Below are 22,436 nucleotides of genomic sequence, written 5' to 3' on the forward strand. Positions count from 1 at the left end.
GTGCCGTGGTCGGCCACATCTTCGAACCGGTGCCGTGGCGCGCGTCGGCCCCGGTGGGGCGGCCGAGAGGGCTCGGTTGTTCATCGGCTTCACCTTTTCACCCGAATGCTCCAGGTCAAGGATCGCCTCGCCGCGCGTTCGACACCGGCTTGCCGGTGTTCGTCAACCTCCATCCGTCGCCGTCCCGCTCGGCGTGACCGAGGGCGTGCAGTTCGTACAGCCGGGCGAGGGCCTCGTCGGGGGTGGTGCCGGCGCGGCGGGCGATCTCGGTGGCGGGGGCGGGCGGGTGGACGGGGAGGGCTTCGAGGACCTGGGCGGTCGCGGGGGCGAGGAGGTCGCGGGGCAGGACGGGGCCGCGTCGGGCGGGGGCGAGTTCGCCGATGGCGCCGACGAGTTCGACGATCTCGTCGGCGTCGGTGACGAGGGTGGCGCCGTCGCGCAGCAGCTCGTGGACTCCGGCGGAGAGGGCGCTGGTGACCGGGCCGGGGACGCCCATGGTGTGGCGGCCGAGGCGGGTGGCGGCGCGGGCCGTGACGAGGGAGCCGCTGCGGTGCTGGGCCTCGACGACGACGGTGCCGCGGGTGAGGGCGGCGATGACGCGGTTGCGCAGGATGAAGCGGCTCGGTGTGGGGTGGCTGCCGGGCGGCAGTTCGCCGATGAGGAGGCCCTGGCCGGCGATCCGGTCGAGGAGTCCGCTGTGGCCGCGTGGGTAGGGGGTGTCGACGCCGCTGGCGAGGACGGCGGCGGTGGCTCCGCCGGCGGCGAGTGCGCCGCGGTGGGCGGCGCCGTCGATGCCGTAGGCGGCGCCGGAGACGACGACCCAGCCGTGGCGGCTGAGTCCGGCGGCGAGGTCGGCGGCGGTGTGGGCGCCGTACGGGGTGCAGGCGCGGGCGCCGACGAGGGCGACGGAGCGCAGGGCCCAGGTGCGCAGGGAGGCGGGGCCACGGGTCCACAGGCCGAGGGGGCGGGCGTCGCCGAGGTCGTCGAGCTGGGTGGGCCACTCGGGGTCGCCGGGGACGAGGAAGGTGCCGCCGAGCCGGGTGATGTGGTCGAGGTCGGCTTCGGGCGAGGTGGTGCGGGCGCGGTGGCGCCAGCCGGCCGCTCGGCGCGCGCCGGCACCGGGGATCGGGGGTTCCCGGGGGTCGCGGAGGAGGGTGAGGAGGCCGTCGGGGCCGTGGGCGCGCAGGGCGCGGCCGGCCTGTTCGTCGCCGGGTTCGACGATGCGGGTGAGGGCGGCGCGGGCGAGGCGTTCGGCGTCCGGGGCGGGCGGCGTCATGGGCGGGCTCCGGTGGTGAGGGGGACGCCTCGGGTGATGCCGGTGCGCAGGTCGAGGGCGAGGGCGAGGTCGTCGGGGTCGGGGCGGTCGTGTCCGGCGAGGTCGGCGACGGTCCAGGCGACGCGGAGGACGCGGTCGAGGCCGCGGGCGGTGAGGAGGCCGCGCTCGATGTCGCGTTCGGCGTGGGCGAGGGCGCCGGGGGCGGCGAGGTAGCGGGTGCGGAGTTCGTGGCCGGGGATCTCGCTGTTGAGGGTCCACGGGGTGCCGGTGAGCCGGGCGGTGGCGCGGGCGCGGGCCTCGTGGACGCGGGCGGCGACGGCGGCGGTGGGTTCGCCCCTGCCGCCCTGGCCGAGGAGGTCGGAGCGGGTGACGGGTTCGGCCTCGACACGGAGGTCGACGCGGTCGAGGAGGGGACCGGAGAGGCGGGCCTGGTAGCGGCGGATCACGGAGGGCGGGCACTCGCAGCCGGCGCCCTGGAGGGTGTGGCGGCCGCAGGGGCAGGGGTTGGCGGCGAGGGCGAGGAGGAAGCGGGCGGGGAGGCGGACGACGCCGGCGGCGCGGGCGATGACGACGTGTCCGGATTCGAGGGGCTGGCGGAGCGCGTCGAGGGCCTTCGTCGAGAACTCGGGTGCCTCGTCCATGAAGAGGACGCCCCGGTGGGCGAGGGAGACCGCGCCGGGCCTGGGGATGCCGTTCCCGCCGCCGACGAGGGACTGCATGGTGGCGGAGTGGTGCGGTGCGCAGTAGGGGGCGCGGCGGACGAGGGGTTCGCCGGGCGGGAGGATGCCGGCGACGGAGTGGACGGCGGTGACTTCGAGGGATTCCTGGCGGGTGAGGGGCGGGAGGATGCCGGGGAGCCGTTCGGCGAGCATGGTCTTGCCGGCGCCGGGGGGTCCGGTGAGGAGCAGGTGGTGGCCGCCGGCGGCGGCGATCTCCAGGGCGCGGCGGGCGGTGCGCTGGCCGGCGACGTCGGCGAGGTCGGGTCCTTCGCCGGGGTCGGGGGCGAGGCCGGTGCCGATGCCGGCGCCGGGGACGAGGAGTCCGGCGAGCATGGCGTCGGGCCGGCCGGCCTCGGCGGGGTCCTCGTCGGGGACGGGTTCGTCGGCGAGGACGGCGATGAGCTGGCGGAGCGTGCGGACGCCGAGGACGGAGACGCCGGGGACGAGGGCGGCCTCGCCTGCGGTCTGCTCGGGGACGACGACCTGGTGGTAGCCGGCGTCGGCGGCGGCGAGGACGGCGGGGAGGATGCCGCGGACGGGTCGGACGCGTCCGTCGAGGCCGAGTTCGCCGATGAGGACGAGGTCGGCGATGGAGCGCGGGTCGATGCGCTCGGCGGCTCCGAGGACGGCGGCGGCGACGGCGAGATCGAAGCCGCTGCCGGATTTCGGTACGGAGGCGGGGCTGAGGCCGACGGTGAGTTTCTTCTGGGGCCATTCGGCGCCGGAGTTGACGACGGAGGCGCGGACGCGGTCGCGGCTCTCGGTGAGGCTCTTGTCGGGCAGGCCGACGAGGGTGAAGGCGGCGACGCCGGGTTCGAGGTCGGCCTGGACCTCGACGACGACGCCTTCGACGCCGACGAGGGCGACGGAACAGGTGCGGGCGAAGCCCATCTCAGGCCACCCCCTGGGCGTGGGTGAGGACGGGGGCGCCGCGGCGGGGCAGGACGATGCCGACGAGGTCGACGCGGACGCCGCCGGCGGGCGGCGGGGTGCCGGTGTGGTCGAGCCAGCAGGCGGCGAGGTGCCGGAGCCGGGCGGCCTTGTCGGGGGTGACGGCGGCCATGGGGTGTTCGAAGTCGCCGATGCGGCGGGTCTTGACCTCGCAGATGACGAGGGTGTCGCCGTCGCGGGCGACGATGTCGATCTCTCCGGCACGGCCGTAGCGCCAGTTGCGGGCGAGGATGCGCAGGCCGGTCTCGGTGAGCCGGCGGGCCGCCAGCTCTTCTCCGTACCGTCCGAGTGCTTGGGTCGCGTTCATGGGACCACCTCCGTCACCGACTGTGACGGAGGTGGTCCTGGGCGTGTGCGGGGCTGTGGACGAGCGGGCGGTCCCGGGGAACCGCGTCACTCACACGGGTGAGACGAGCGGAGTTCAGCTGCCGGGCAGTTCGAGGTCGCTCTTGTTGAGCTCCTCGATGTTGACGTCCTTGAAGGTGAGGACGCGGACCTGCTTGACGAACCTGGCCGGCCGGTACATGTCCCAGACCCAGGCGTCGGCCATGCTGACCTCGAAGAAGACCTCGCCCTGGACCGAGTGCACCTGCATCTCGTAGTCGTTGGTGAGGTAGAAGCGCCGCTCGGTCTCGATCACGTATTTGAACAGCCCGACGACGTCGCGGTACTCCCGGTAGAGCTTCAGCTCCATCTCGGTCTCGTACTTCTCGAGGTCCTCGGCGCTCATGGCATGTTCCCCTTCAGCCGTGCGTCCCCCTATTGTGCGCCAGCCGGGCCGTGCCCCTACACGATTTCCGGGGCGAGGACGACGGGCGTGCTCGGGGGTCCCTCGTCGAGCAGCGTGCGCAGCAGCTCGGCGAGCCTGATGGGGTACACGGTCTCATGTGCCGCCGACAGTTCGGCGGAGGTCCACCATCTCAGGCCGGAGAGACTGCGCGTCTCCAGCTCGGTGAGGGCCTGGGGGCCGGGTACGGGGCCGGTGTGACGGGTGCGGGCGAGGTAGTACCACTCGTCCTGGTCCCACCGGCGGCCGGCGAAGGGGAAGGAGCAGCGGCGCCGCCAGAGGACGGGGCCGAGTTCGACGTCGGTGAGGCCGGTCTCCTCGGCGAGCTCGCGCAGGGCGGCCTGCGCGCGGGTCTCGTCGCCTTCGAGGCCGCCGCCGGGCGTGAACCACCAGGTGTCGCCCGGGTCGTCGGGTTCGTGTCCGTGCATGAGCAGCACGCGGTCGTCGGGGTCGAGCAGGATCACCCGCGCGACCTGCCGCACCTCGCGCCCGGCCTCGCCCGTACCGCCCAGGCCCTCCGCCGGGCCCGCGGAACCCGTACCGCCGTCGCCGGAGCCCGTACCGCCGTCGGCGAGGCCCGTACCCTCCGTCATGCCTTCACCTTCTCTCGCGCTTCCTTGCCCCGCCCGCGCAGCCGGTCGGCCACCGGGCCGTAGGCGGCGCCGCCCAGGATCAGGGCGGCGCCGGCGCCGATGGCGGTGAGGAGGAGGGCGACGGGGCCGGGGGTCGAGACGCCGCCGGGCAGGGCGGCGAAGGCGGCCGGGCGTTCGACGAGGCCGCCGGAAAGCGGCCAGACGACGGCGTCGACGCGGGCGACGACGGCGGAGCGGGGCACCGAGCCCTGGGCCGCGTCGTCCAGGTGGCTGCGGGAGTCGAGCGAGATGGTGCGGTCGTCGCCGAGGAGGAAGAGGCTGCCCTCGGGGACGGTGGCGCTGAACTCCTCGGGGACGACCCCGCCGGGTCCGCCCGACTGGGCGCCCAGGTACGGCTCGTCGATCGGGGTGCCGTTGACGGTGAGGCGGCCGTCGGTGCCGCAGCAGGCGACGGTGTCGCCGCCGACGCCGACGACCCGCTTGACCATGGTCGCGCCGCCCCACAGCGGGTCCTCGAAGACGACGACGTCACCGCGTCGCACCTCGGCGCCGTCGACGCGCTCGGCGAGGACCTTGGCGCCGGTCTCCAGGGTGGGGGCCATGGATCCGGTGGGCACGGAGTACGGCCGGTAGAGCACGGCTCCCGCGGCGAAGCCGCCGAGGAAGAGCAGACAGCCGACGGCCACGGCGAGTCCCGACAGCACGCTGCCGAGACGGCCGCGGCCGTCGGTCTTCTTGGTCGCTGCGCTCATGTGCACCCCAGAGGTCCGTCGACGATCTGGGACGGCACCCTACCCGCGCGAAGCTACTCGGCGGTATGGCGCGTGGAACGCTTCTTGCGGCGCCAGAGCACCAGCGGGAGCGCTCCGGCGAGGCCGGCCGCCGCCGGTGCCACGGCCGGCGCGGCGGCCGCGGCCTGGTCGAGTCCGGGCTGGTCGAAGACGTCCGGGACCGGCAGGGTCGCCCAGCGGGTGAGGGGCCAGGCGACGACCACGGCCCGCCCGACGACCTGGTCGTTGGCGATGGTGCCGCCGCCCGGGAGCTCCTGGTGGAAGCGGGAGTCGAGCGAGTTCTGCCGGTTGTCGCCCATGACCCAGATGCGGTCCTGGGGGACCTTGATCGGGCCGAAGGAGTCCTGGCAGGGCACGGAGCCGGGGTAGAGGTAGGCGGTCTCGTCGAGTTCCTTGCCGTTGAGGACGACCTTGCCGCCCTCCTTGCAGGAGATGGTGTCGCCGCCGACCGCGATGACCCGCTTGATGAGGTCCTTCTCCTCGGCGGACGGCATGAGGCCGATGAAGCTGAGGAACTTCTGGATCGCGTTCGGCTTGGGGGTCTCCGCGGTCTCCAGCCAGCCGCCCGGGTCGTGGAAGACGACGACCTCGCCGCGCTCGGGCTCGGAGCCGAACCACGGCGTCAGCTTGTCGACGAGGACCCGGTCGCCCTTCTTCAGGGTGTTCATCATCGATTCCGAGGGAATCGAGAACGCCTGCACCAGGAAGGTCTTGATCACCAGGGCGAGGATCAGCGCGATGCCGATGAGGAGCGGCAGCTCCTTCCAGAAGGAACGCTGCCTCCTGGGCTGCGCGCCCGTCCCCTCGGCACCGTCGGTGCCTTCGGCCCCGTCGCCGTGCTCCGGCCGGTCGTCGCCGGACGGCGACGTCCCGCCGCTGTTGTTCTCTTCCGTCACGTTCTCACCTCTGGCCCCGTCGGCCCTGTCCTCGGGCCCGTCGTGTCCGGAACGTGCGCCGACGGCCACTTCCCCCACATCCACTCCTCACTCCGTGCAACTGCCCGTCCCGGAACAGGGACAGGCCCGCCACTCCCATAACGAGCAGGAGTTCCGCAGGGGTCGGCGGCCAGGGCATTCCGTTCACGTTCCGCGTGGACACACTATGCGACATGCCGAGCGCGGTCCCGGAGGTCGCACGTCCGTCCGGCACGGCGGCGAAGGTCTCCCGCTCCTCCAGGCCGCGCCAGTGTCCGAGCGGCCAGGCGATCACCACGGCGCGGCCCACGACCTGCTCCTCCGCGATGGTGCCCTGGCCGGGCTCGTCGAGGTGGTAGCGCGAGTCGGCGGAGTCGGAGCGGTGGTCGCCGAGGACGAAGACGCGGCCCTCGGGGACCTTCACGTCGAAGGGGATCGTCGACGGCTTGTCCCCGGGGTTGAGGTACGGCTCGTCCAGCGGCACGCCGTTGACGGTGATCCGGCCGTCCTTGTCGCAGCAGCGGACGGTGTCGCCGCCGACCGCGATCACCCGCTTGATGAGGTCCCGGTCGTCGGCCGAGGGCATCAGGCCGATGAAGGTCAGCGCCTGCTTGAGCTGCTTGATCCCGACGGGGTCCTCGGCGGCGGGGGCGGTCTCCTGGTGGAGCCAGCTGCCGGGGTCCTTGAAGACGACGACGTCCCCGCGCTGCGGCTTCGAGCCGAACCACGGGGTGAGCTTGTCGACCAGGACCCGGTCGTGGATCCGGATCGTCTGCTCCATGGAGCCGGACGGGATGACGAAGGCCTGGACGAGGAAGGTCTTGAGGACGAGCGCGATCAGCACGGCGACGCCGACGAGGATGGGGATCTCGCGGATCGCGGAGCGCCGGCGGCGGCGCTGGACCCGGCGGGCCAGCCGGCGGCGTTCGGCGCGGCCGGGCGGCGCTGCCGGCGCCCCCTCCGGCGCGGTGCCCGTCCGGGGCCGGCCGCGGCTACCCATGACCGCTCCCCGGTACGCCCTTCTGCCCGCTCCCCCACCCGCTCTCCCGCGGCCCGAAGGGGTGCCCGCCGGCGGGCGGCGCCGGTACGGAGCCGTACGCGTCGGTCTCGGGCACGGTGGTCCAGCGGCCGAAGGGCCAGACGATCCAGTCGGCGCGGCCGACGACCTTGCCGACGGGGACCACTCCGCCGCCGGGGCTGCCGAGGTGGTCGCGGGAGTCGCTGGACTGGCTGCGGTGGTCGCCCATCACCCAGAGGGTGCCCGGGGGGACGACGATGTCGAAGGGGACATCGGAGGGCCGGTCGCCCGGGGTGAGGTACGGCTCCCGGACGCGGCCGCCGTTGACGGTGATCCGGCCGTCCTCGTCGCAGCAGACGACCCGGTCGCCGCCGACGCCGACGACCCGCTTCACGAAGTCGGTCTCGTCGGGCGCCGCGAGCCCGAGGGCGGCCGCCGCGTCGTGCAGCAGACCGGTGACGGGGTTGCCCGCCGGCTCCTCCCGGACGAAGGATCCGGTGCCGTCGAAGACCACGACGTCACCGCGGCGCGGCTCATTGCCGAAACGGTACGCCAGTTTGTTGACCAGGATCCGGTCCCCGACCTGGAGGGTGGGTTCCATGGAGCCGCTGGGGATCAGGAACGGCTGGGCGACGAAGTGGCTGAGCAGCAGCAGGAAGACCACACAGGCGGCGCCGACCAGCCCCGTCCTGCGCCAGGAGGGTCCGGCGCGGCCGGAAACGCGCACGGAGCGCGACCCGTCCTCCGTGGCGGGATCCGCTGGGGATTCCGCCGGGGAAGAGGGGTCGCGCTCCGTGTGCTGTGCTTCGGTGTCCATCGGGGGGTGAGCCTATCCGGCCCGCCTGTACGTGGAGCGTGAAGCCTCGCGCGAGCGGTGAGCCGAAGCTCAGTTGTCGCGCTTCTCCTTGATCTTGGCGGCCTTGCCGCGCAGCTCGCGGAGGTAGTAGAGCTTGGCGCGACGGACGTCACCGCGGGTCACGAGCTCGATCTTCTCGAAGATCGGGCTGTTCACCGGGAAGGTGCGCTCGACGCCGACGGAGAAGGAGACCTTGCGGACGGTGAAGGTCTCGGAGACGCCGGAGCCCTGGCGGCGGATGACGACGCCCTTGAACTGCTGGATACGCGAGCGGTTGCCCTCGATGACGCGCACGTGGACGTTCACGGTGTCGCCGGGACGGAAGGCGGGCAGGTCGGAGCGGAGCGAAGCCGCGTTCACCTGGTCGAGCAGGGAGGCCATGGAGGTCTCTTTCCTCGCCGATGCCACAGGCCATCAGCGGTGACGTACGAATCATGGGGATGCCGTCCGGTCGTATGGCGGGCGGCTCCCCCTGTGGCAGGGGCGCGCGCCGGACGGACGGCAGTCGCCTATTCTTCCACGCCCTCGACCCTGCGCCAAAATCGGCCGCCGGGCTCGGGGGCCCAGCCGAGGATCGAGAGGGTCTCGCGGTCCTTCTTGTCGAAGGCGGAGGGGTCGCAGCGCTCGATGAGGTCGGGCCGGTTGGCGGCGGTGCGCCGGAAGGCCTCGTCGCGGCGCCAGCGGGCGATCTTGCCGTGGTGACCGCTGACCAGCACCTCGGGGATGGCGTGACCGCGCCACTCCGGGGGCTTGGTGTAGACGGGCCCTTCGAGGAGGTTGGCCATGGCGCCGGGGGCGAAGGAGTCGTCGCGGTGCGACTCGGCGTTGCCGAGGACCCCGGGGAGCAGCCGGGCGACGGCCTCGGTGATCACCAGGACGGCGGCCTCGCCGCCGGCGAGCACGTAGTCGCCGATGGAGACCTCGTAGACGGGCATGCGGGTGGCGTACTCGTCCATGACGCGGCGGTCGATGCCCTCGTAGCGGGCCGGGGTGAAGATCAGCCAGGGCCGCTCGGAGAGCTCGACGGCGAGTTCCTGGGTGAAGGGGCGGCCGCTGGGCGTGGGGACGACGATGACGGGGCCGTGGGCGCCGGCGTCGTAGCCGTCGGCGAGCGTCTGGTCGAGGGCCTCGCCCCAGGGCTCGGTCTTCATGACCATGCCGGGGCCGCCGCCGTACGGGGTGTCGTCGACGGTGTTGTGCCGGTCGTGGGTCCACTGCCGCAGGTCGTGGACGTGGACGTCGAGCTGTCCGCGCGCGCGTGCCTTGCCGACGAGGGAGACGTTCAGCGGTTCGAGGTACTCGGGGAAGATCGTGACGACGTCGAGCCTCATGCCTGATCGCCCTCTTCGCCCTCTTCGCCCTCTTCGGCGTCGTCGGCGGGCTCGGCGTCGCGGGCGGAGGCGATCTCGGCGCGGTCGTCGATGAGGCCGGGCGGCGGGTCGATGACGGCCCGCTGGTTCTCCAGGTCGATCTCGGTGACGATCTGCTCGACGAAGGGGATCATCAGCTCGGTGCCGTCGGGCCGCTCGACGATGAACAGGTCCTGCGAGGGCAGGTGGGAGATCTCGGTGATGGCGCCGATGAGCGTGCCGTCGGCGAGGACCACGTCGAGGTCGACGAGCTGGTGGTCGTAGTACTCGTCCTCCTCCTCGGGGAGTTCCTCCGGGTCGACCTCGGCGATGAGGAGGGTGTTGCGGAGCGCCTCGGCGCCGTTGCGGTCGCGGACGCCCTCGAAGCGGAGCAGCAGCCGGCCGCTGTGCACCTTGCCGGACTCGATGGTCAGCGGACCGGCGGAGGCCGGGTCGGTGAGCAGGACGGCGCCGGGGGCGAGCCGCAGTTCGGGCTCGTCGGTGCGCACCTCCACGGTGACGTCGCCCCTGATCCCGTGGGCGCGGCCGATCCGCGCGACTACCAACTGCACTGGTGAACTCTTCCTGTCGTACGGCAACGGGCCGGGGTGGGCGGTCTGCCCTCCCCGGCCCGTGCCGGTGTCAAACTTTCAGCGGACCTGGTCCACGTCGACGAGGTCGACGCGGATGCCACGACCGCCGATGGCGCCCACGACGGTGCGCAGCGCACGCGCGGTGCGGCCGTTGCGGCCGATCACCTTGCCGAGGTCGTCGGGGTGGACCCGGACCTCCAGCACGCGGCCGCGACGCAGGTTGCGCGAGGCGACCTGCACGTCGTCGGGGTTGTCGACGATGCCCTTCACGAGGTGCTCGAGAGCCTCCTCGAGCATGATCAGGCCTCGGTGGTGGACTCGGCCTCGGCCTCGTCCGCCTTCGCCTTCTTGGCCTTCGGGGTGATGGCCTCACCCTTGTCCTCGGCACCCTCGAGAGCCTTGGCGAACTCGTCGAAGGAAGCGCGCTTCTCTTCCTTGGTCGCCGGGGCGAGCAGCGGCTTCTCCGGGGCCGGCAGGCCCTTGTGCTTCTGCCAGTCGCCGGTGAGCTTCAGGATGGCGAGGACGGGCTCGGTCGGCTGGGCGCCGACGGAGAGCCAGTACTGCGCACGCTCGGAGTCGACCTCGATACGCGACGGGTTGTACGTCGGGTGGTAGAGGCCGATCTCCTCGATCGCGCGGCCGTCACGGCGGGTGCGCGAGTCGGCGACGACGATGCGGTAGTGCGGCTGGCGAATCTTGCCGAGGCGCTTGAGCTTGATCTTGACTGCCACTGGAGTGGTGTCTCCTGGTCTTGACGTGGTTGGGCACTTGAGATGCCACGTGGGGTTGCGGTACTCGGGTGCCCGATGGACGCGTCAGCCGGAGGAGAGAGGGGTCCTGTGCGACTGTCGAGTACAGCTGTCCATTGTGCCACACGCCGCCGTGCCGCTCGCCGCCAGGTCAGCCGACGGCGCCCACCGTCTCGGGGATCCGGAACGGCTTGCCGCAGCCTCCGCAGACGATCGGGGCCTGGGCCAGCACCGAGGGCACCACGCGCACGTTGCGCCCGCAGTCGCAGACGGCCTTGACGCGGACGCCGCCGCCCGAGGAGCCGTGCCGGGCGGCCGGTCCGCGGAAGGAGCGCTTGGTGTCGGCGGCGGTGGCGACGGTGTGGGCCTTGAGGGCGCGCTGGAGCCGCTCGATGGTGGGCCGGTACCGGCGCTTCGCCTCGGGGTTGAGCGTGACCAGGGAGAAGCCGCTGCTGGCGTGCGGCTCCTCGGGATGGTCGAGGCCCATCTCCTCGGCGATCGCGAGGAATCTGCGGTTGTGGTAGCGGCCGGCGCGGGAGGTGTCGCGGACACCCCGGGCGGCGGCGATGCCGTGGACTGCCTCGTGGAGCAGTCGCTCGAAGGAGAGCTCGGCGCCACAGGCGGACGAGGACTCTCCGATCAGGGACTCGGGCGCGGCGAGGTCCGGCAGCTCGGGGTGGTGCCGCTGAATGTCGGCCCACGCCTGCGCCAGCTCTGCGGCGAGGACAGGTGGTGTCGTGCTCACGTCGGGTACAACGAGCTGGATCCCCTCCGGGTTCCATTCCGGGGCAACTCAAATATTTTGCACGTACCCGTCAGTCGGTATCCAGGCGTCCACAGCTGGTACACAGGGCGCATACGCCCCGGCGCGCGGTCACCTCACGCACGCCCGGCCCTTGCGGGAGGGGACCTTACCGCGCCGGTGCCCGACTTCGGGCACCGGCCCCCGGCTTCGCCGTCGCCTTCGCGGGGTGTGTGGCCCGAACTCGCCCCCGGTCGTCCGGCCCGAGCACTGGACGCCGGGCGCGAAGCGCAGTTCCCTGACTACGGGGGGCTGTCGTCCGGCACGGATTGGGGCCTGATCCATGACACCTACGCTCGTCCCGCACCACCCCGCGCGCGATTGGGCCGAGATCCAGGAACGGATGCTCGTCCCGCTCTACGAGGCGGTCCACGAACGCCTCGGCGTGGGCCCGGGCACCCGCCTGCTCGGCCTGGACTGCGGGACCGGTCTGGCGCTGCTGATGGCGGCGGCCAGGGGCGCCCTGGCCGCCGGGGCGGAAGCGGACCCCGCGCGCGTGGAACTGGCCAGAACCCGTCTGCCCGACTCCGTGGCGGTCACCTCCGGCGTACCGGAGGACGGCCCGTACGACGTGATCACCGCCTTCCACGCGGCCGACCGGACCGCCTTCGTGCCGGACGGGCTCACCCGGGCGGCGCAACGCGGCACGGCGGTGGTGCTGGCCGGCTGGGGGCCGCCGGAGCGGTGCGCGACGGAGCCGCTGCTGCGGCTCGCGGACCGGCTGGCGGACCGGCGCCCCTCCCCCCGTACCGACCTGGGGGCGCTCGCCGTCCGGGGCGGGCTGCGGCCGGTGGGCGACGGCCGGGTCGCCTGTCCCTTCGGGTACGCGGACGAGGCCAGCGCCGTGCGCGGACTGCTCTCCACCGGGGCCTTCGACGCGGCGGTGCGGGCCTCCGACACCTCCCGGGTGGAGAAGGAGATCGAGGAGGCCCTGGCGCCCTACCGGCGGGCCGACGGCACGGTGTGGATGCCGAACGTCTTCCGGTACGTCATCGCGCGCGTGCCGTAGCCGCCCCGGGAGGCGGTCCGGCTCAGGCGGGCGGCCGCTCGGGGTTGGGGCTCACACCGGGCTCGGGGGCGTTCGGGTCGGGGCGCGCGATGCCGGCCGCGCGGTAGGCGGCGTCCTCCTCCAGGGTCTCGTTGGCGAGGAGGGCGGCGGAGAGGGCGTCGAGCTTGTCGCGGTTCTCGTTCAGGAGGCGGACGGCGTCCTCGTAGCACTCGTCGACGATGCGGCGCATCTCGGCGTCGACGGTGTCGAGGGTCGAGGGGGCGGCGGAGAGGCCGTACGCCTGCTGGGCGTCGCTCGGGATGGCGGTGAGCCGGCCGACGGTCTCGCTCATGCCCCAGCGGCCGACCATGCCCCGGGCGATGTTGGTGACCTGCTCCAGGTCGCTCTCGGCGCCGGTGGTGATGACGCCGAAGACGACCTGCTCGGCCGCCATGCCGCCGAGGGCGCCGATGATCCGGCCGCGCAGGTACTCCTCCGTATAGGCGTACTTGTCGGCGTCGGGTGTGGACAACGTGACGCCGAGGGCGCGGCCGCGCGGCACGATGGTGATCTTGCGGACGGGGTCGGCGCCGGGCTGGAGCATGCCGAGGAGGGCGTGGCCGCTCTCGTGGTAGGCGGTGCGGCGGCGTTCCTCCTCGGGCATGACGAGGGGGCGTTCGGCGCCGAGCTGGACCTTCTCGAGGGCGTCGGAGAGGTCGGACTGGGTGACGGCCCTCTGGTCGCGTTTGACGGCGAGGAGGGCGGCCTCGTTGGCGAGGTTGGCGAGTTCGGCGCCGGTCATGCCGGGGGTGGTGCGGGCGACCTGCTCCAGGTCGACGTCCTTGGCGAGCGGGATCTGCCGGGTGTGGATCTTGAGGATGGCCTCGCGGCCGCCGCGGTCGGGCGGGTTGACGTGGACGATCCGGTCGAAGCGGCCGGGGCGGGTGAGGGCGGGGTCGAGGACGTCGGCGCGGTTGGTGGCGGCGAGGACGATGACGCCCTCGGAGCCGGTGAAACCGTCCATCTCGGTGAGGATCTGGTTGAGGGTCTGTTCGCGCTCGTCGTGGCCGCCCATGCCGGAGCCGCCGCCGCGAGCCCGGCCGATGGTGTCGATCTCGTCGATGAAGATGATCGCGGGGGCGACCTTGCGGGCCTCGGCGAAGAGCTCGCGGACGCGGGAGGCGCCGACGCCGACGATCATCTCGATGAACTCGGAGGCGGAGGCCGAGAAGAAGGGCACCCCGGCCTCGCCGGCGACGGCCCGCGCGAGGAGGGTCTTGCCGGTGCCGGGCGGGCCCGCGAGGAGGACGCCGCGGGGCATCTTGGCGCCCATCTCGCGGTAGGCCTGCGGGTTCTTCAGGAAGTCGACGACGTCGTTGAGCTCGCCCTCGACCTCGTCGATGCCGGCGACGTCGGCGAAGGTGGTGCGCTTGCCGCCCTCCACCTCGACCGGTTTCGGCGGCTGCTTGCGGCCGAGCATCCCGCCGGCTCCGCCCATGCCGGCGCTCATCCTGCGGGCGATGAAGACCCAGAGGAGGACGAGGAGGAGCATCGGGGCGAGGGAGAGCAGCAGATTGGCGAGGAAGGAACGTTCCTGCACCACGGGCTCGGCGGTGACGGTGACCTTCTGCTGGGTCAGCTGCGCCCACAGGTCGTCGTCGGCGAAGGCCGGGCGCTGGGTCTGGAACTTGGTGTAGTCGCCCTTGCCGTCGGGCACGGGCTGCTTGTCCTTCAGCTGCCCCTGGATGGCGTCGCCCTTGGAGTAGATCTTGGTGACGTTCCCGGCGGCGACCTGCTTGCTGAACTCGGTGTACGAGATCGTCGGCCCGTCGCCCTCGTTGAAGAACGACAGCACGAGGTTGGCGATCAGATAGACGGCGAGCGCGGTGAGGATGAGGCTGCCCCAGCCTCCGGGCATCTTCTTCTTCTGAGGCGGGGGCGGCGGCGCCCCTTCCGAGCGCCAGGGCTGGTCGGTCCGGTCGCGCGGGGGTACGGGGTTGGCCACGTCGCTCTCCTCGGGGCGGCTGTGGCCCCAGTATCGGAGAACGGGATCAAGGGGGCATTCCGGGTGGTCCGGACGGACGAAAAGGGGCCCGGGGCGGTTTCGGTGACACGAAACCGCCCCGGGCCCCTCCGGCCGACGGGGGTCAGCCCATGAACTTCTTGAACTCGTCCGGCAGCTCGAAGTCCTGCGGGCCCTGGCCGGCGCCCGGCAGCCCGAAGGCGCCGCCCTGCTGGGCCTGCTCCCGCTTCTCCTGGGCGGCCTGCTCCTCGGCCTTCCGCTTCATCGGGTTGCCGCTCTTGCGCTTGCCCTTGGCCTGCTTGACCTGCTTCTTCTGCCGGCCGGGGCCGCCGCCCATGCCCGGGATGCCGGGCATGCCGGGCAGGCCGCCGCCCTGGGCCATGCGGGACATCATCTTGCGGGCCTCGAAGAACCGCTCGACCAGGCCCTTCACGGCGCTGACCTCGACGCCGGAACCCTTGGCGATACGGGCGCGGCGGGAGCCGTTGATGATGGTCGGGTCCTGGCGCTCGGCCGGGGTCATCGACTTGATGATGGCGGCGGTACGGTCCACGTCCCGCTCGTCGATGTTGGCGATCTGCTCCTTCATCTGCCCCATGCCGGGCAGCATGCCGAGGAGCTTGCTGATGGAGCCCATCTTGCGGACCTGCTCCATCTGGGCGAGGAAGTCGTCCAGGGTGAAGTCCTGGCCCTTCTTCGACGCGAGCTTCGAGGCCATCTTGGCGGCCTCTTCCTCGTCGAAGGTCTGCTGGGCCTTCTCGATGAGCGACAGCATGTCGCCCATGCCGAGGATGCGGGACGCCATGCGGTCCGGGTGGAACGCGTCGAACTCGTCCAGCTTCTCGCCGTTGGAGGCGAACATGATCTGCTTGCCGGTGACGTGCGCGATGGAGAGCGCGGCACCACCGCGGGCGTCGCCGTCGAGCTTGGAGAGCACGACGCCGTCGAAGCCGACGCCGTCGCGGAAGGCCTCGGCGGTGTTGACCGCGTCCTGACCGATCATCGCGTCGACGACGAAGAGGATCTCGTCGGGGCTGACGGCGTCGCGGATGTCCGCGGCCTGCTGCATCAGCTCCTGGTCGATGCCGAGGCGGCCGGCGGTGTCGACCACGACGATGTCGTACATCTTCGACCGGGCGTACTCGATCGAGTCCTTGGCGACCTGGACCGGGTCACCGACGCCGTTGCCGGGCTGCGGGCCGTAGAAGGCGACGCCCGCGCGGTCGGCGACGACCGAGAGCTGGTTGACGGCGTTGGGGCGCTGGAGGTCGCAGGCGACGAGCAGCGGCGAGTGGCCCTGCCCCTTCAGCCAGAGGCCGAGCTTTCCGGCGAGGGTGGTCTTACCGGCACCCTGGAGACCGGCGAGCATGATCACGGTGGGCGCGGTCTTGGCGAACCGCAGCCGGCGGGTCTCGCCGCCCAGGATCGAGATCAGCTCGTCGTTGACGATCTTGATGACCTGCTGCGAGGGGTTCAGCGCCTTGGAGACCTCGGCGCCGAGGGCCCGCTCCTTGACGTTCTTGATGAACGCGCGGACGACCGGCAGGGCGACGTCGGCCTCGAGGAGGGCGATACGGATTTCCCGGGCCGCGCTGTCGATGTCCTGCTCGGAGAGGCGGCCTTTGCCCCGGAGGGACTTGAAAGTCGCGCTGAGGCGGTCGGAAAGCGTATCGAACACGGTGGTCGCGATCCTCGGGTCGGGGCGGATGGTCGCCACCCAGGGTATCCGGCCCCGGGGCACCCCTGGCCTTGCCCGTCGGATTGGGCGGGCGAGGCCCTCGTCACGCCAGCGCCGCCTCCAGCGCCCGCGCCAGGTCGATCGCCTCCTCGTCCGGCAGGAGGGAGCCGTCGGGGCGGGTCACGTACAGGGTGTCGACGGCGTTGGCGCCGAGCGTGGAGACGTGGGCGCTGCGGACCCGTACCGCCGCTCCCTCCAGGGCGCGGCCGATCCGGTGGAGCAGGCCGGGGGCGTCCTGGGCGCGGACCTCCAGGACGGTGGCGAGGCGGGAGTCGGCCGGGGCGACGGTGACGCGGGGCGGCGGGGCCTGGACGCCGCGGCGGCGCGGGTAGGCGGCCTCGCGCTCGGCGAGCCGGGCGGGGATGTCGAGGGAGCCGTCGAGGGCGCGCAGCAGGTCGGCGCGGAGCCGGTGGCCCTGGGGCAGGGAGCCGTACTCGGCGGCGACCCGCCAGTCGAGGACGAGGACGGAGCCGGGACCCGTGCCGAGTTCGGCGGGGAGGTCCACGGCGCGCAGGTCGGCGGCGCGGACGGTGAGCCGGTGGAGGGCGAGGACGCCGGCGACGGCGGGCAGGACGCCGGGCTGGTCGGGGAGGGCGATGACGAGTTCGACGCCGACGGGCTCGGGTTCGTCGGGGTCGAGGGGCTGCTCGTCGCGGGTGTGGAGGGTGAGGGCGGGTTCGCCGGTGCGCAGCGCCTCGACGGCGAGCCGTTCCTGCTCGGCGCTGGGGGCGGCGGCCTCCGGGTCGGGCAGGGGCTGGCCGGCGAGGACGCCGGAGACCCGTTTGACGAGGTCGGCGACGAGGGAGGCGCGCCAGGCGGACCAGGCGGCGGGTCCGGTGGCGAGGGCGTCGGCCTCGGTGAGGGCGTGGAGGAGTTCGAGGGTGCCGACGGTGCCGACGGCGGTGGCGACCGACTGCACGGTGGCGGGGTCGTCGAGGTCGCGGCGGGTGGCGGTCTCGACGAGGAGGAGGTGGTGACGGACGAGGGTGGCGACGGTGGCCGTGTCGGTGCGGTCGAAGCCGACGCGGGCGGCGAGGTCGCGGGCGATGGTCTCGCCGGCGACCGAGTGGTCGCCGGGCCAGCCCTTGCCGATGTCGTGGAGGAGGGCGGCGACGAGGAGGAGGTCGGGGCGGCCGACGTGGCGGGTGAGGGAGGCGGCGCGGACGGCGGTCTCGACGAGGTGGCGGTCGACGGTCCAGGTGTGGACGGGGTTGCGCTGGGGGCGGTGGCGGACGCGCTCCCAGTCGGGCAGCAGGCGGGTGACGAGCCCTTCGGCCTCCAGGGCCTCCCAGACGGGTACGGCGGGGGCGCCGGCTCCGAGGAGGGTGACGAGGGCCTCGCGGGCCTCGGCGGGCCACGGCACGGGCAGGGCCTTGGCGGTGGCGGCGAGCCTGCGGACGGCGTGCGGGGAGAGCGGCAGGCCGTGCTGGGCGGCCGCGGCGGCGGCGCGCAGCGGGAGGGCCGGGTCGCGTTCGGGGCGCGCGGAGAGGGCGAGGACGGCCTCCCCGTCCATCTCGACGACGCCCTCGGCGAGCGGGGTCCGTTCGACGGGCGCCTTGGGGCCGGTCCGGCCGCCGAGGAGCGAGCGGAACCGGGGCCGGGCGGAGCGGGCCTTGAGGACGCGGCCGACCTCGCGCCAGGTGACGTCGGAGGCGTACGTGACGACGCCGGCGGCCTCGTACACGCCGCGGAGCAGGGTGTCGGCGTCGAGGAGGCCGAGTTCCTCGGCGACGGCGTCCTGTTCCTGGAGGGCGAGCCGGTCGGTGGCGCGGCCGGTGGCGAGGTGGAGGGCGTCGCGGGCGTCGAGGAGGCGGCGGCGGGCGGTGTCGAGGCCGCCGCGGGGGGCGTCGGCGAGCCAGGAGGCGGCGACGGCGCGCAGGGCCTGGGCGTCGCGGAGGCCGCCGCGGGCCTCCTTGAGGTCGGGTTCGAGGAGGAAGCGGAGTTCGCCGGAGCGTTCGGCGCGGTCGCGGCAGAGTTCGGCGAGTTCGGGGAGGCGGCGGACGGCCTGGTTGCGCCAGTCGGCGAGGACGGTGGAGCGCAGGGAGGCGGCGAGCGCGGTGTCCCCGGCGAGGGGGCGGGCGTCGAGGAGGCCGAGCTGGACCTTGAGGTCCTCGGCGGCCGTGGCACGGGCCTGGGCGGGGGTGCGGACGGAGTGGTCGAGGGCGAGTCCGAGGTCCCAGACCGGGTACCAGAGGCGGTCGGCGAGGGCGGCGATCGCCTCCTTGGGGGCGGTGCCGTCGTGGAGCAGGAGGAGGTCGAGGTCGCTGCGCGGGGAGAGTTCGGAACGGCCGTAGCCGCCGACCGCGACGAGGGCGACCCCCTGGGGCGGTGCGGCGGCGGCGAAGAGTCCGGCGAGCCAGCCGTCGGTGAGGCGGGCGAGGGCGGTGCGGCGCTCCGGCCCGGACGGCGCCTTCTCCTGGAGGAGCCGCAGCCGGGCCGCCGCGTACCCTCCCGGTCCCTGCTCTTCGGCGGCGTCCTGCGGTTCGAGGGTGGTCACCGGCGGCTCCTTCTTCGCGGATGGGGCTGCGGGAACGGCCCGGCGGACCGGTGGGTCCGCCGGGCCGTGCTGCTAGAGCGCGTCGGGTCCGCGTTCGCCCGTGCGGACACGGACGGCGGTCTCGACGGGGACGCTCCAGACCTTTCCGTCACCGATCTTGCCGGTGCGGGCCGCCTTCACGACGACGTCGATGAGCTGTTCGGCGTCCTCGTCCTCGACCAGGACCTCGATGCGGATCTTGGGGACGAGGTCGACGGTGTACTCGGCACCGCGGTAGACCTCGGTGTGACCGCGCTGGCGTCCGTACCCGCTGGCCTCGGTGACGGTGAGGCCGTGGACCCCGAAGGCCTGGAGGGCCTCCTTGATCTCGTCGAGCCGGTGCGGCTTCACGACCGCGGTGATGAGCTTCATGCGTCCACCTTCTTGTTCTCCGTGACAACCGGCGCGGCGACGGCGGTGGTGCGCCCGGAGGCGCCGCCGCCGGCTCCGCTGAAGTCGTAGGCGGTCTCGGCGTGCTCGACCTGGTCGACGCCGGAGACCTCGTCGTCCTCGCTGACCCGCATGCCCATGGTCTTGTCGATGATCAGGGCGAGGATCGCGGAGACGACCAGAGAGTAGGCGAGGACGGCGAAGACGCCGACGGCCTGCTTGCCGAGCTGCTCCAGGCCGCCGCCGTAGAAGAGGCCCTTGGCGTCGGACTGGACGCCGCCGGTGGCGAAGAAGCCGACGAGGAGGGAGCCGAGGACACCGCCGACGAGGTGGACGCCGACGACGTCGAGGGAGTCGTCGTAGCCGAACTTGTACTTGAGGCCGACGGCCATGGCGCAGACGAGACCGGCGATGGCGCCGATGGCGATGGCGCCGAGCGGGGAGCAGGAGCCGCCGGCGGGGGTGATGGCGACGAGGCCGGCGACGGCGCCGGAGGCCGCGCCGAGAGTGGTGAAGGAGCCGTGGCGGAGCTTCTCGTAGGCGAGCCAGGCGAGCATGGCGGCGCCGGTGGCGACCTGGGTGTTGACGAACATCACGGCGCCGACGCCGTCGTCGTTGCCCAGCCACGAGCCGGCGTTGAAGCCGAACCAGCCGAACCAGAGGAGGCCCGCGCCGAGCATGACCAGCGGGAGGCTGTGCGGGCGCATCGGGTCCTTCTTGAAGCCGACGCGCTTGCCGATGACGAGGATGACGCCGAGGGCCGCGGCGCCGGCGTTGATGTGGACCGCCGTACCGCCGGCGAAGTCGATGACGCCCATCTCGAAGAGCCAGCCGCCCGCGCCCCAGACCCAGTGGGCGACGGGGAAGTAGACGACGGTGACCCAGAGGGTGATGAAGAGGGCCCAGGCGGTGAACTTGACCCGGTCGGCGAGGGCGCCGCTGATCAGGGCGGGGGTGAGGATGGCGAACATGAGCTGGAAGACGGCGAAGACGTACACCGGGATGGTGTAGCCGTCCCAGAGCTCGGTGACGCCGATGCCGCTGAGGCCCAGGTAGTCGGAGGACCAGCCGACGAGACCGCCGGAGTCGGTGCCGAAGGCGACGCTGAAGCCGTAGAGCACCCACAGGACCGTGACGATCCCGAGGCTGATGAAGCTCATCATCAGCATGTTGAGGGTGGACTTGACGCGGACCATGCCTCCGTAGAAGAAGGCCAGGGCCGGGGTCATCAGCATGACCAGGGCGGAGCAGATGAGCATGAACCCGGTGTTGGCGGCGGACAGCTCGGGGGCGTCTGCTGCCAGGGTCGTGATGGCTGGTGCCATCGGCGTCTCCTCGTCGTCGGATGCGGCCTGTGCGGGGCGGGGCCGGCGGTGAGCGGCGGCCTGAGGGGTGGCCGGTGATGGCCCAGAGATTCGCGCAGCGCGGTTTCCGACGATGCCGCTCGATGTTTCGGCGCAGTGACGAAGGACGGGGGTGTGTTACGTGACCGTGAACACCCGGGTCACGGGGAAGTAACGGGCGTACTCTCCGGGCGGTGCCGGGCGGGTCGGACAGCCCCCAGGGGCGTCCGGGACGCGGACCGGCCGCGTCGGAGTCCGTGTGTCCTGTGCGGCGGGGGAGCCGAGTCGGGCAGTACGGGACGTCCGGCGCGGCCGGGGTCGTGGGGCTCTCGGGAGCGGGCGGTACGGGTCAGACGGCCTCGGCGGACTCGGGCAGCAGCAGGGTGAGCCGGTCGGTGAGGTCGACGACCTCGGCGACGTCGCCGAAGTCGCGGGCGGCGGTGTCGACGGTCTTGCGGAGCCGGTTGTTGACCCGCTCGGAGCGGATGGAGCGGGCGACCCCGAGGGCCTTCTCGGCGAGGACGACGGACTGCTCGGGTTCGCGCTTGAGCAGGTGGACGGTGGCCATGCCGATGAGGTTGAGGGCGTACGAGCGCTGGTGGTCGGGGTCCTTCTCGAAGAGTTCGACGGCCCGCTCCATGACGGGCTCGGCCAGCGAGGCGTAGCTCGGGGAGCGTCCGGCGACGTAGGCGAGGTCGCGGTAGGAGTGGGAGTTCTCGCCGTTGAGCTCGGCCTCGGTGAAGAAGCGGATCCAGTCGGGCTCGGGGCCGCCTTCGAAGGTAGCGTCGGCGAAGGTGTCCTCGGCCATCCGGACGGCCCGCTTGCACTTGGAGGGCTGACCCATGTTGGCGTAGGCGCGGGCCTCCATCGCATACAGCATGGCCTGGGTGCGGGGGGTGGCGCAGTCCCGGCTGCCGTACTGGGCCAGGTGGATGAGTTCGAGGGCGTCGTCGGGGCGGCCGAGGTGGATCATCTGCCGGCTCATGGAGGAGAGGATGTACGAGCCGAGCGGCTTGTCACCGGCCTCCTTGGCGGCGTGCAGGGCGAGGACGAAGTACTTCTGGGCGGTGGGCTGGAGGCCCACGTCGTAGCTCATCCACCCGGCGAGTTCGGCGAGTTCGGCGGCGACGGTGAAGAGGCGCTTGGCCGTGGCGGCCGGCTGGGCCTCCTGGAGGAGGTCGGTGACCTCGTGGAGCTGGCCGACGACGGCCTTGCGGCGCAGTCCGCCGCCGCACTGGGCGTCCCACTTGCGGAACATGGCGGTGGTGGATTCGAGGAGGTCGAGCTCGATGTCGGAGAGCCGGCGGGGGCGGCCGCCGGGCGTCTGCTCGGACGGGGCCGCTTCGCCGACGGGGGTGGGGACCAGCCAGCGCTGCATGGGCTCGATGAGGGCGGGTCCCGCGGCGAGCTGGAGCGAGGAGCCGAGGAAGCCGCGCCGGGCGAGCATCAGGTCGCTGCGGGAGAACTCGCTGAGCAGGGAGACGGTCTGCGGTCCGGCCCAGGGCAGGTCGACGCCGGAGACGGAGGGCGTCTGGTGGGCGGTGCGCAGGCCGAGGTCCTCGATGGCGACGACGGAGCCGAAGCGCTCGGAGAACAGCTCGGAGAGGATTCTCGGGATGGGCTCGCGGGGCTGTTCGCCGTCGAGCCAGCGGCGCACGCGGGAGGTGTCGGTGGAGATGTGGTGGGCGCCCATCTGGCGGGCCCTGCGGTTGACCTGACGGGCCAGCTCGCCCTTGGACCAGCCGCTGCGCACGAACCACGAGCCGAGCCGCTCGTTGGGGCGCTTGCCGGCAGTCGTACCGTCTGTGCCGTTGCCGCCCACTGGAACGCCCCCATCCACCTGATTGCCTGTCGTGCGAACCCCTATCAGAATGCCGCGTCCCGCGGCTCCCCGCTCGGTGTTCCGACTCCTTCGAACGGGAAACCGGCTTGCCTCCGGCATACCCACCCGCGTACGCCCCTCCGGGCTTCGGGTACCGAAAGTAATCCTACGATCACCCCTCCCGTGAGGGCGTGACAA

Annotated in this window: 22 protein-coding genes; 1 reads left to right on the top strand and 21 read right to left on the bottom strand. The window is 72.8% G+C overall.

Going from position 1 to position 22,436, the window contains the following annotated elements:
- Positions 1-115 precede the first annotated feature (115 nt).
- The 15 genes from dprA to ABZ621_RS07670 all read right to left on the bottom strand — a co-directional run bounded on the left by dprA (position 116) and on the right by ABZ621_RS07670 (position 11,341).
- Complete coding sequence (dprA, locus tag ABZ621_RS07600; RefSeq protein ID WP_360601724.1) at positions 116-1,276, bottom strand: DNA-processing protein DprA; 1,161 nt, start codon at positions 1,274-1,276, stop codon at positions 116-118.
- A complete protein-coding gene (locus tag ABZ621_RS07605) occupies positions 1,273-2,886 on the bottom strand; it encodes a YifB family Mg chelatase-like AAA ATPase (RefSeq protein WP_360601726.1) in 1,614 nt (537 codons plus the stop codon). The genes dprA and ABZ621_RS07605 overlap by 4 nt, the downstream gene beginning before the upstream one ends.
- 1 nt (position 2,887) lies before the next feature.
- Entirely contained in the window at positions 2,888-3,253 is a 366-nt protein-coding gene (locus ABZ621_RS07610) for a YraN family protein (RefSeq protein WP_360601728.1), read from the bottom strand.
- A gap of 114 nt (positions 3,254-3,367) precedes the next feature.
- Entirely contained in the window at positions 3,368-3,676 is a 309-nt protein-coding gene (locus tag ABZ621_RS07615) for a DUF2469 domain-containing protein (protein WP_005311352.1), read from the bottom strand.
- Between the two features lie 56 nt (positions 3,677-3,732).
- A complete protein-coding gene (locus tag ABZ621_RS07620; protein ID WP_360601730.1) occupies positions 3,733-4,326 on the bottom strand; it encodes an NUDIX hydrolase in 594 nt (197 codons plus the stop codon).
- Positions 4,323-5,078, bottom strand: a complete 756-nt coding sequence (gene lepB / locus ABZ621_RS07625) for a signal peptidase I (protein ID WP_360601732.1) — start codon at positions 5,076-5,078, stop codon at positions 4,323-4,325. Before lepB (ABZ621_RS07625) ends, ABZ621_RS07620 begins: the two co-directional genes overlap by 4 nt.
- Before the next feature lie 53 nt (positions 5,079-5,131).
- Positions 5,132-6,082 (bottom strand): signal peptidase I, encoded by a 951-nt coding sequence (gene lepB, locus ABZ621_RS07630; RefSeq protein WP_360602269.1) that lies wholly within the window; start codon positions 6,080-6,082, stop codon positions 5,132-5,134.
- On the bottom strand, positions 6,018-7,031 hold the full coding sequence (gene lepB / locus ABZ621_RS07635) for a signal peptidase I (protein ID WP_360601734.1): 1,014 nt from the start codon (positions 7,029-7,031) through the stop codon (positions 6,018-6,020). Before lepB (ABZ621_RS07635) ends, lepB (ABZ621_RS07630) begins: the two co-directional genes overlap by 65 nt.
- Positions 7,024-7,866, bottom strand: a complete 843-nt coding sequence (gene lepB, locus ABZ621_RS07640) for a signal peptidase I (protein ID WP_360601736.1) — start codon at positions 7,864-7,866, stop codon at positions 7,024-7,026. Before lepB (ABZ621_RS07640) ends, lepB (ABZ621_RS07635) begins: the two co-directional genes overlap by 8 nt.
- Before the next feature lie 69 nt (positions 7,867-7,935).
- Entirely contained in the window at positions 7,936-8,286 is a 351-nt protein-coding gene (rplS, locus tag ABZ621_RS07645) for a 50S ribosomal protein L19 (RefSeq protein WP_030496989.1), read from the bottom strand.
- 128 nt (positions 8,287-8,414) lie between these two features.
- Positions 8,415-9,236: a tRNA (guanosine(37)-N1)-methyltransferase TrmD gene (gene trmD, locus ABZ621_RS07650; RefSeq protein ID WP_360601738.1), complete on the bottom strand. Its 822-nt coding sequence runs from the start codon at positions 9,234-9,236 to the stop codon at positions 8,415-8,417.
- Entirely contained in the window at positions 9,233-9,826 is a 594-nt protein-coding gene (gene rimM / locus ABZ621_RS07655; protein WP_360601740.1) for a ribosome maturation factor RimM, read from the bottom strand. Before rimM ends, trmD begins: the two co-directional genes overlap by 4 nt.
- 78 nt (positions 9,827-9,904) lie before the next feature.
- Positions 9,905-10,144 carry an RNA-binding protein gene (locus tag ABZ621_RS07660; RefSeq protein ID WP_005311361.1) on the bottom strand — a complete coding sequence of 80 codons (240 nt, stop codon included), beginning with the start codon at positions 10,142-10,144 and terminating at the stop codon, positions 9,905-9,907.
- 2 nt (positions 10,145-10,146) lie between these two features.
- Positions 10,147-10,578, bottom strand: a complete 432-nt coding sequence (rpsP, locus tag ABZ621_RS07665) for a 30S ribosomal protein S16 (RefSeq protein WP_030496986.1) — start codon at positions 10,576-10,578, stop codon at positions 10,147-10,149.
- A gap of 169 nt (positions 10,579-10,747) precedes the next feature.
- Positions 10,748-11,341 (bottom strand): hypothetical protein, encoded by a 594-nt coding sequence (locus tag ABZ621_RS07670; RefSeq protein ID WP_360601742.1) that lies wholly within the window; start codon positions 11,339-11,341, stop codon positions 10,748-10,750.
- A 340-nt stretch (positions 11,342-11,681) separates the two neighbouring features.
- Between ABZ621_RS07670 and ABZ621_RS07675 the strand changes: the two genes are divergently transcribed.
- Positions 11,682-12,407, top strand: a complete 726-nt coding sequence (locus ABZ621_RS07675; protein WP_360601744.1) for a methyltransferase type 11 — start codon at positions 11,682-11,684, stop codon at positions 12,405-12,407.
- 22 nt (positions 12,408-12,429) lie between these two features.
- Here ABZ621_RS07675 and ftsH read toward each other — a convergent pair whose 3' ends face one another.
- From ftsH to ABZ621_RS07705, 6 genes are all read right to left on the bottom strand, one after another.
- Entirely contained in the window at positions 12,430-14,391 is a 1,962-nt protein-coding gene (gene ftsH / locus ABZ621_RS07680; protein ID WP_360601746.1) for an ATP-dependent zinc metalloprotease FtsH, read from the bottom strand.
- Positions 14,392-14,533: 142 nt separating this feature from the next.
- Positions 14,534-16,087 (bottom strand): signal recognition particle protein, encoded by a 1,554-nt coding sequence (gene ffh / locus ABZ621_RS07685; protein ID WP_360601748.1) that lies wholly within the window; start codon positions 16,085-16,087, stop codon positions 14,534-14,536.
- A gap of 103 nt (positions 16,088-16,190) precedes the next feature.
- A complete protein-coding gene (locus tag ABZ621_RS07690) occupies positions 16,191-18,644 on the bottom strand; it encodes a [protein-PII] uridylyltransferase (protein ID WP_360601750.1) in 2,454 nt (817 codons plus the stop codon).
- A gap of 72 nt (positions 18,645-18,716) precedes the next feature.
- Positions 18,717-19,055 carry a P-II family nitrogen regulator gene (locus ABZ621_RS07695; protein ID WP_015036464.1) on the bottom strand — a complete coding sequence of 113 codons (339 nt, stop codon included), beginning with the start codon at positions 19,053-19,055 and terminating at the stop codon, positions 18,717-18,719.
- Positions 19,052-20,398 (bottom strand): ammonium transporter, encoded by a 1,347-nt coding sequence (locus ABZ621_RS07700; RefSeq protein ID WP_360601752.1) that lies wholly within the window; start codon positions 20,396-20,398, stop codon positions 19,052-19,054. The genes ABZ621_RS07695 and ABZ621_RS07700 overlap by 4 nt, the downstream gene beginning before the upstream one ends.
- A 367-nt stretch (positions 20,399-20,765) precedes the next feature.
- Complete coding sequence (locus ABZ621_RS07705; RefSeq protein WP_360601754.1) at positions 20,766-22,238, bottom strand: hypothetical protein; 1,473 nt, start codon at positions 22,236-22,238, stop codon at positions 20,766-20,768.
- Between the last annotated feature and the right edge of the window lie 198 nt (positions 22,239-22,436).

Source organism: Streptomyces sp. NPDC007863, from assembly GCF_040633895.1.
Taxonomy (GTDB): domain Bacteria; phylum Actinomycetota; class Actinomycetes; order Streptomycetales; family Streptomycetaceae; genus Streptomyces.

Coding starts and splice junctions, on each gene's coding strand:
- ABZ621_RS07615 (WP_005311352.1), bottom strand. CDS start 3,676: ATGAGCGCCGAGGACCTCGAGAAGTACGAGACCGAGATGGAGCTGAAG.
- ABZ621_RS07675 (WP_360601744.1), top strand. CDS start 11,682: ATGACACCTACGCTCGTCCCGCACCACCCCGCGCGCGATTGGGCCGAG.
- ABZ621_RS07700 (WP_360601752.1), bottom strand. CDS start 20,398: ATGGCACCAGCCATCACGACCCTGGCAGCAGACGCCCCCGAGCTGTCC.
- ABZ621_RS07695 (WP_015036464.1), bottom strand. CDS start 19,055: ATGAAGCTCATCACCGCGGTCGTGAAGCCGCACCGGCTCGACGAGATC.
- ABZ621_RS07660 (WP_005311361.1), bottom strand. CDS start 10,144: ATGCTCGAGGAGGCTCTCGAGCACCTCGTGAAGGGCATCGTCGACAAC.
- dprA (WP_360601724.1), bottom strand. CDS start 1,276: ATGACGCCGCCCGCCCCGGACGCCGAACGCCTCGCCCGCGCCGCCCTC.
- ABZ621_RS07620 (WP_360601730.1), bottom strand. CDS start 4,326: ATGACGGAGGGTACGGGCCTCGCCGACGGCGGTACGGGCTCCGGCGAC.
- rplS (WP_030496989.1), bottom strand. CDS start 8,286: ATGGCCTCCCTGCTCGACCAGGTGAACGCGGCTTCGCTCCGCTCCGAC.
- lepB (WP_360601732.1), bottom strand. CDS start 5,078: ATGAGCGCAGCGACCAAGAAGACCGACGGCCGCGGCCGTCTCGGCAGC.
- trmD (WP_360601738.1), bottom strand. CDS start 9,236: ATGAGGCTCGACGTCGTCACGATCTTCCCCGAGTACCTCGAACCGCTG.
- lepB (WP_360601736.1), bottom strand. CDS start 7,866: ATGGACACCGAAGCACAGCACACGGAGCGCGACCCCTCTTCCCCGGCG.
- ABZ621_RS07610 (WP_360601728.1), bottom strand. CDS start 3,253: ATGAACGCGACCCAAGCACTCGGACGGTACGGAGAAGAGCTGGCGGCC.
- lepB (WP_360601734.1), bottom strand. CDS start 7,031: ATGGGTAGCCGCGGCCGGCCCCGGACGGGCACCGCGCCGGAGGGGGCG.
- ABZ621_RS07605 (WP_360601726.1), bottom strand. CDS start 2,886: ATGGGCTTCGCCCGCACCTGTTCCGTCGCCCTCGTCGGCGTCGAAGGC.